At 71.7% G+C, this 7,373-nt stretch carries 4 protein-coding genes; 3 read left to right on the forward strand and 1 reads right to left on the reverse strand.

The annotated features are described in order from the left end of the window. Positions 1 to 121: 121 nt before the first annotated feature. Positions 122 to 1,771, reverse strand: coding sequence for a CTP synthase (pyrG, locus tag ABT296_RS38115; RefSeq protein WP_351934673.1), 1,650 nt, complete (start codon positions 1,769 to 1,771; stop codon positions 122 to 124). 506 nt (positions 1,772 to 2,277) lie between these two features. Here pyrG and ABT296_RS38120 point away from each other — a divergent pair. The 3 genes from ABT296_RS38120 to ABT296_RS38130 all read left to right on the forward strand — a co-directional run bounded on the left by ABT296_RS38120 (position 2,278) and on the right by ABT296_RS38130 (position 7,285). Then, positions 2,278 to 4,080, forward strand: coding sequence for a glycoside hydrolase family 15 protein (locus ABT296_RS38120; protein WP_351934675.1), 1,803 nt, complete (start codon positions 2,278 to 2,280; stop codon positions 4,078 to 4,080). A 70-nt stretch (positions 4,081 to 4,150) separates the two neighbouring features. Then, positions 4,151 to 5,533: an FAD-binding protein gene (locus ABT296_RS38125; protein WP_351934677.1), complete on the forward strand. Its 1,383-nt coding sequence runs from the start codon at positions 4,151 to 4,153 to the stop codon at positions 5,531 to 5,533. Positions 5,534 to 5,638: 105 nt separating this feature from the next. Continuing rightward, positions 5,639 to 7,285: a PucR family transcriptional regulator gene (locus tag ABT296_RS38130; RefSeq protein WP_351934679.1), complete on the forward strand. Its 1,647-nt coding sequence runs from the start codon at positions 5,639 to 5,641 to the stop codon at positions 7,283 to 7,285. Positions 7,286 to 7,373 lie beyond the last annotated feature (88 nt).

Raw genomic sequence — 7,373 nt, forward strand, 5'->3', positions numbered from 1 at the left:
TCTTTTCTTCTTCCCCGCCCACCCCCACCAACAAAATCCCCCCGCGCCGTCTCTTCCCATCCATAACCGGGGGCGGGCGGCTCCATACCGCGCCCACCCCGGTCACCGTACAACTCGTGTGTCACTTGCCCGTCTTGCGCTCGACGGCCGCCTTCACCAGACCCGCGAACAGGGGGTGGGGGCGGGTCGGACGCGAGCGCAGTTCGGGGTGCGCCTGGGTCGCCACCAGGTAGGGGTGGACGTCCCGGGGGTACTCGACGTACTCGACGAGCTTGCCGTCCGGCGAGGTGCCGGAGAACAGGATGCCCGCCTTCTTCTCCAGCTCCGCGCGGTAGGAGTTGTTCACCTCGTAGCGGTGGCGGTGCCGCTCCTCGACGTACTCCTTGCCGTCGTAGACCTCGCGGACGATGGAGCCCTCGGCCAGCTTGGCCGGGTACATGCCGAGCCGCATGGTGCCGCCCATGTCGCCCTCACCGGCAACGATGTCCAGCTGCTCGGCCATCGTGGAGATGACCGGGTGGCCGGTCGCGGGGTCGAACTCGGTGGAGTTGGCGTCGGAGATGTCGGCGAGGCTGCGGGCCGCCTCGATCACGATGCACTGCAGGCCCAGGCAGAGGCCGAGCAGCGGGATCTTGTTCTCGCGGGCGAACTTGATCGCGCCGACCTTGCCGAGCACACCGCGGTCGCCGAAGCCGCCGGGGATGCAGATGCCGTCGACGTCACCGAGCTGCGCCTTGGCACCGGCCGGGGTCTTGCAGTCGTCGGAGGTGACCCACTTGATCTTGACGCGGGCCCGGTTGGCGAAGCCGCCGGCGCGCAGCGCCTCGGTGACCGACAGGTAGGCGTCGGGCAGGTCGATGTACTTGCCGACCAGGGCGAGGGTGATCTCGTGGTCGGGGTTGTGGACGCGGTCGAGCAGGTCGTCCCAGGTCGTCCAGTCCACGTCCCGGAACGGCAGGTCCAGCTTGCGGACGACGTAGGCGTCCAGGCCCTCGCCGTGCACGGTCTTGGGGATGTCGTAGATCGAGCGGGCGTCGGGGCAGGCGACCACGGCGTCCTCGTCGACGTCGCACATCAGCGAGATCTTCCGCTTGATGGCGGTCGGCACCTCGCGGTCGCAGCGGAGCACGATCGCGTCCGGCTGGATACCGATGTTGCGCAGGGCCGCGACCGAGTGCTGGGTCGGCTTGGTCTTCAGCTCGCCCGAGGGGCCGATGTACGGCAGGAGCGAGATGTGGACGACGAAGACGTTGTCCCGGCCGACCTCGTGGCGGACCTGGCGGACCGTCTCCAGGAACGGCAGCGACTCGATGTCGCCGACCGTGCCGCCGACCTCGGTGATGACTACATCGACCTCGTCGGTCGCCATACGGCGGATGCGGTGCTTGATCTCGTTGGTGATGTGCGGGATGACCTGCACGGTGTCGCCCAGGTACTCGCCGCGCCGCTCCTTGGCGATCACCGTCGAGTAGACCTGTCCTGTAGTGACATTGGCGGAGCCGTCCAAGTCACGGTCGAGGAAGCGCTCGTAATGTCCGATGTCCAGATCCGTCTCGGCGCCGTCGTTCGTGACGAACACCTCACCGTGCTGGAAGGGGTTCATCGTCCCGGGGTCGACGTTCAGGTACGGGTCGAGCTTCTGCATCACGACGCGCAGGCCCCGCGCCTTGAGCAGCATGCCCAGGCTGGAGGCGGTGAGGCCCTTGCCGAGCGAGGAGGCGACACCCCCGGTGACGAAGATGTGCTTGGTCGTCGAGGATTTGGGCGTCATGGCCAAAGCGGGGCTCCCGTGGTCGCGGTCTGGGGTGCGGTCCGGCGTTCCCACCGGGGATTCCGGGGGCGCCGTCGCTGCGGTTCGGGGGTTTTTCTCCCACCGGTCCACGGGCTACCAGGGTATCAGCGCCTCGGGGCGATGGCTTCCGGGCACGCTCCGCGCACGTGTCGCCACACACCCGCACGGGCGCACCGGTTCCTCACCCGTTGCTCACCCGTTCGGCCCACCCGCGTTGCCCGGAGCGGCACGCAGATCATCTACGTGCGTCGTATCCTCGTCGGACACTCACTGCCGAGCCGGACCGGCGAGACGGCACCACCCCAGCCCGTACGACCGGAACGACGCGAGCTCGTCAGTTCGTTGAGCACCATCGGCGTTTTGCCTCACGGCGGAGCGGCTGCTTTGCTTCACCGCTCGACGACGCATTACAACGACCCCTTGACCGCACTAGCGACCGCCCCCATTTCCGCGGGGGTGACGTGGCCGTTCGACTGGAGTTGCACGTGGCCGGGCGCATCGAAGACTACGCACTCATCGGAGACATGCAGACCGCGGCGCTGGTCTGCCGGGACGGCACGGTGGACTGGCTGTGCCTGCCGCGCTTCGACTCGCACGCCATCTTCGCCGGTCTGCTGGGCACCGAGGAGCACGGATTCTGGCGTCTCGGCCCGGCCCACGCGGCCGACGCCGAGCCGCCGACCGCCGCCCGGCGCAGCTACCGCGGGGACTCGCTGATCCTGGAGTCCGAGTGGGACACCCCGCGCGGCACGGTCCGGGTCATCGACTTCATGCCGCCGCGCGACGGCGCGCCGCAGCTGATCCGGATCGTGGAGGGCGTCTCCGGCCGGGTCCGGATGCGCTCGGCCCTGCGGATGCGGTTCTCCTACGGCCGGGTCGTGCCGTGGGTGCACAAGCACGAGGGCCGTACGGTGGCCGTCGCGGGCCCGGACTCGGTGTGGTTCGACACCGAGTGCGAGACCTACGGCAAGTCGCTGACGACGTACTCCGACTTCACCGTCGCCCCCGGCGACCGGATCGCCTTCACCATCTCCTGGCAGCCCTCGCACCACCAGCCGCCGCCGCTGCCGGAGCCCGAGCAGTCGCTGGAGGCGACCGAGGAGTTCTGGCGCGAGTGGGTCGAGCACTGTACGTACCACGGCCCCTACCGGGAGGCCGTGATCCGCTCGCTGATCACGCTGAAGGCGCTGACCTACGCGCCCACCGGCGGGATCGTCGCGGCGCCCACCACCTCGCTGCCCGAGGAGATCGGCGGCGTCCGCAACTGGGACTACCGCTACACCTGGCTGCGGGACGCGGCGATCACCCTCTCCTCGCTGCTGCGCACCGGGTACCGCGACGAGGCCCGCGCCTGGCGCGAGTGGCTGCTGCGGGCGGTCGCGGGCGACCCGGAGAACCTCCAGATCATGTACGGCATCGCCGGTGAGCGCGAGCTCGGCGAGGCGGAGCTGGACTGGCTGCCCGGCTACGAGAACTCCGCGCCGGTCCGGGTCGGCAACGGCGCCGCGCACCAGCTCCAGCTGGACGTGTACGGCGAGGTCACCGAGGCGCTGCACCTCGGTCACATGACCGGCCTCGCCCGCAACGACTACGCCTCGGTGCTCCAGCTGAAGCTGATCCGCTACCTGGAGGACCACTGGAACGAGCCGGACGAGGGCATCTGGGAGGTCCGCGGACCGCGCCGCCACTTCGTCCACTCCAAGGTCATGGCCTGGGTCGCGGTGGACCGCACCATCAAGCTCATCGAGTCCGGTGACGCGGACGGCCCGCTGGAGCGCTGGCGCGAACTGCGCGACGACATCCACCGGGACGTGTGCGAGAAGGGCTACGACAGGGAGCGCAACACCTTCACCCAGTCCTACGGCTCCAAGGAGCTGGACGCCTCCCTGCTGCTGATCCCGCAGATGGGCTTCCTGCCGCCGGACGACAAGCGGGTCATCGGCACCATCGAGGCGATCCAGCGCGAGCTGTCCACACCGGACGGGTTCATTCTGCGCTACCCGACCCAGGGCGAGGCCGAGGGCGTCGACGGACTCCCCGGTGACGAGGGCGCCTTCCTGGCCTGCTCCTTCTGGATGGCCGACGACCTGGCGATGATCGGCCGGGTCGACGAGGCCCGCAAGCTGTTCGAGAAGCTGCTCGCGCTCCGCAACGACCTCGGTCTGCTGGCCGAGGAGTGGGACCCGCATCTGCAGCGCCAGGTCGGCAACTTCCCGCAGGCGTTCAGCCACGTCCCCCTGATCGACACCGCCCTGCGCCTGACGGCTTCGGGAGCGTACGGCGGCTGAACGAGCCCGCGCAGGCGCGCCCGCCTAGGCTGGAAGCAGACATTTCCCCCTTTCTGGAAGGGGGGCGGCCATGGCTTCCCTCTCGAAGGCGGGCGCGGCCCTCGCCGCGCTGCGCGAGGATCTCAGCGGCGACGTGTTCGCTCCGGGGGACCCCGGTTACGACGAGGCCCGTGTCGTCTTCAACGCGATGATCGACCGGCGCCCGGCGGTGATCGCGCAGTGCGTGGACGAGGACGACGTGGTGCGCTCGGTGCGGTTCGCCCGCGATCTGGACCTGCCGGTCGCGGTGCGCGGCGGCGGGCACAGCGTGGCGGGGATGGCGCTGAACGACGGCGGTGTGGTCGTCGACCTGCGCCATATGCGCGCGGTCACCGTGGATCCGGCGGCCGAGGCGGTACGGGTGGCGGGCGGCGCCACGATGAGCGATCTGGACCGGGCCTGCCAGGAGCACGCGCTGGCCACGACCGGCGGCCGGGTCTCCACCACCGGTGTCGGCGGCTTCGTCCTCGGCGGCGGCTCCGGCTGGCTGGAGCGGTGGAGCGGACTCGCGGCGGACAACCTCCTCGCCGCGGAGCTGGTCACCTCCGACGGCCGCCGGGTCCGTGCGAGCGCCGACGAGAACACGGAGCTGTTCTGGGCGCTGCACGGCGGCGGCGGGAACTTCGGGGTGGCGACCTCGCTCACCCTGAAGCTGTACGAGCTGCCCGAGTTCGCCCTCGCCCTCCTGCTGTACCTGCCGGAGTTCGGCGGGGACGTCGTGCGTACCTTCCGCGATCTGATGGCCGTGGCGCCGAACGAGGCGGGCGGCGGCGTCCTCTACCTGACCGGGCCGCCCGAGGAGTTCTGCCCGCCGCACCTCCGGGGCACGCTGCTCTGCGCGGCGGTGCTGACGTACGCCGGCGGCGAGGCGGACATGCGCAAGGTGGCCGAGCCGCTGCTGGCGCTGCCGCACGAGGCGGAGATCGTCGGGGCGATGCCGTACGTCGAGGCGCAGTGCATGCTCGACGATCCGCCGGGGATGCGGAACTACTGGTCGGCGGAGTACCTGGGCGGGCTGCCGGACGCCTATGTCGACGTGTTCTGCGCCGGGGCGGAGTCGATGCCCGTGCCGACCGGGACGATCCATGTGGTGTTCCCCCTGGGCGGTGCCGTCGCCGACGGTCCGCACGAGTTCCCGGTGCCCTACCGGGACGCCGCCTGGGGCACCCACCCCTTCGGGATGTGGGAGGACGCCGCGGACGACGAGCGCGCCATCCAGTGGGTGAAGAACGTCCGCGCCGACGCCCGGCCATGGAGCACGGGGGCGGTCTACCTCAACTTCATCGGCGCGGAGGGCCCGGAGCGAGTCGTCGCGGGGGTCGGCGCGGAGAACCAGCGGCGGCTGGAGCGGGTGAAGCGGGAGTACGACCCGGACAACGTGTTCCGCTTCAACCACAACATCCGGCCCCGTTGAGGCCCGCGCGGCCCGGCCGGGTGCGCGTTCCCGCCCGGCGGTGTGATCGTTTCCGTGACCGGGTGGAGATGTCCCCCGGCCACGGGCGCGGGTAGCGTCCGGCTCATGGACAGCGGCAGGGACAGCAGATTCGACACCCAGGGCGCCGGCATCACCGTGCAGCGGGCACTGGAGCTGCCCGGACTGCGCGGCGGGCTCCCGGAGATCCTGGCCGGCGCGGACCGGCTGGGGCGCACCGTGCGCTGGGTGCACGCCGGCGAGGTGCCCAACATCGCCTCGCTGCTCAAGGGCGGCGAGCTGCTGCTGACCACCGGCTACGGCCTGGGCACCCGCCCGGCCGAACAGCGCGCGTTCGTGCGCACGCTCGCCGAGCGCGGGATCGCCGCCCTGGTGGTGGAGTTGGGCCCGCGCTTCACCCGGCTGCCCGCCGCGCTGGTGGACACGGCGCGGTCGACCGGCCTGCCGCTGGTCCAGCTGCACCGCGAGGTGCCGTTCGTGACGGTCACCGAGGAGATCCACACCGAGATCGTCAACGGCCACTACGCGCTCCTCCAGCGGGCCGAGGAGGTGCACCGCCGCTGCACTCAGGCCCTGCTGGGCGGTGGCGGCATCCCGCAGGTGCTGGGCATCCTCGCCGACTTCAGCGGCAACCCGGTGTTCCTGGAGACCACCGACGGCCAACTTTTGTACGCCGCCGGGGCGGGCCCGGAGAACGCCGATCCGCTCCAGGTGTGGGAGGGCCTGCGCGGCCAGCACAAGGACGTGCCGCCCCCGCCGGCCGGTTCGGTGCTGGTGGACGTGCCGGGCGGCGGCCCGGGCACCGGTTCGGTCCGGGCCCGGCTGGTCCTGCTCCCGGTACGGGGGCCGCTGGCGCCGGTGCACCGGATCGCGGCCGAACGCGCGGCGGGCATCCTCGCCGTGGTGCTGATGCAGGCCCGGCAGGAGGAGGAGCTGGCCGCCCGCGGCCGCGGTGACTTCCTCACCGACCTCGCCGAGGGGCGCATCGCCGCCGAGGACGCGCCCGCCCAGGCGCGGGTGCTGGGGTTCCGACCGGGCGAGGGTCCGCTGCTGCCGGTGGTGATGCGGCTCGGTGAGGCGCTCGCCCCGGGCGGCGGGTGGGCGGTGCTGGCGCGCGCGGTCGCCGAGGAGCTGGCGTCGGTGGGCGTTCCGGTCCTGCTGGGCGTACGGCCGGTCGAGGGCCGGGTGCCGCTGCTGCTGGGCCTGCGTACGGAGTCGGAGCGGCCGGCGGTCGCCGACCGGGTCGCCGCCGCGCTGCGGGCCGGGGTGGAACGGGCCGGGATGCAGCGCCCCGGCGCGCTGCCGCCGGTCGTGGTGGTCGGGGTCGCGGGCGGCTGGGCGGCGGCCTCGGCGAGCCTGAGGCACGCGGCGGAGACGGCGGCCGCGGCGCAGGGGCTCACCGACCGGCCCTGGTACGACGCCCGGCGGCTGGACATCGACCTGCTGCTGTGGCGGCTGCGCGACCATCCCGACCTCGCGGCGTTCGTGGACCGCGCGATCGGCCCGCTGCGCGATCACGACGCCCGCTCCAAACCGCCGCTGCTGCCGACCCTGCAGACCTATCTGGCGCATGCGGGGCGCAAGGCGGAGACCGCCCGCGAACTGCATCTGAACCGGCAGACGCTGTACAACCGCCTCGCCCGGATCGGCGAGTTGCTCGGCACCGACCTCGACGACCCGCAGACGGTACTGGCGTTGAGCCTGGCCCTGCGCGCCCGCCGGCATGTGCCCTAGGGCGTGTTTCGAAAGTCCCGCCTGCCCCGCGGCGTCTGGCACGCACGCTCGCGGCGTTGCCGAAACGCCCGAATAGCTCCGCTATTAG

It is taken from the genome of Streptomyces sp. NPDC000983 (assembly GCF_040299205.1).
GTDB lineage: Bacteria > Actinomycetota > Actinomycetes > Streptomycetales > Streptomycetaceae > Streptomyces.

Coding starts and splice junctions, on each gene's coding strand:
- pyrG (WP_351934673.1), bottom strand. CDS start 1,771: ATGACGCCCAAATCCTCGACGACCAAGCACATCTTCGTCACCGGGGGT.
- ABT296_RS38125 (WP_351934677.1), top strand. CDS start 4,151: ATGGCTTCCCTCTCGAAGGCGGGCGCGGCCCTCGCCGCGCTGCGCGAG.
- ABT296_RS38130 (WP_351934679.1), top strand. CDS start 5,639: ATGGACAGCGGCAGGGACAGCAGATTCGACACCCAGGGCGCCGGCATC.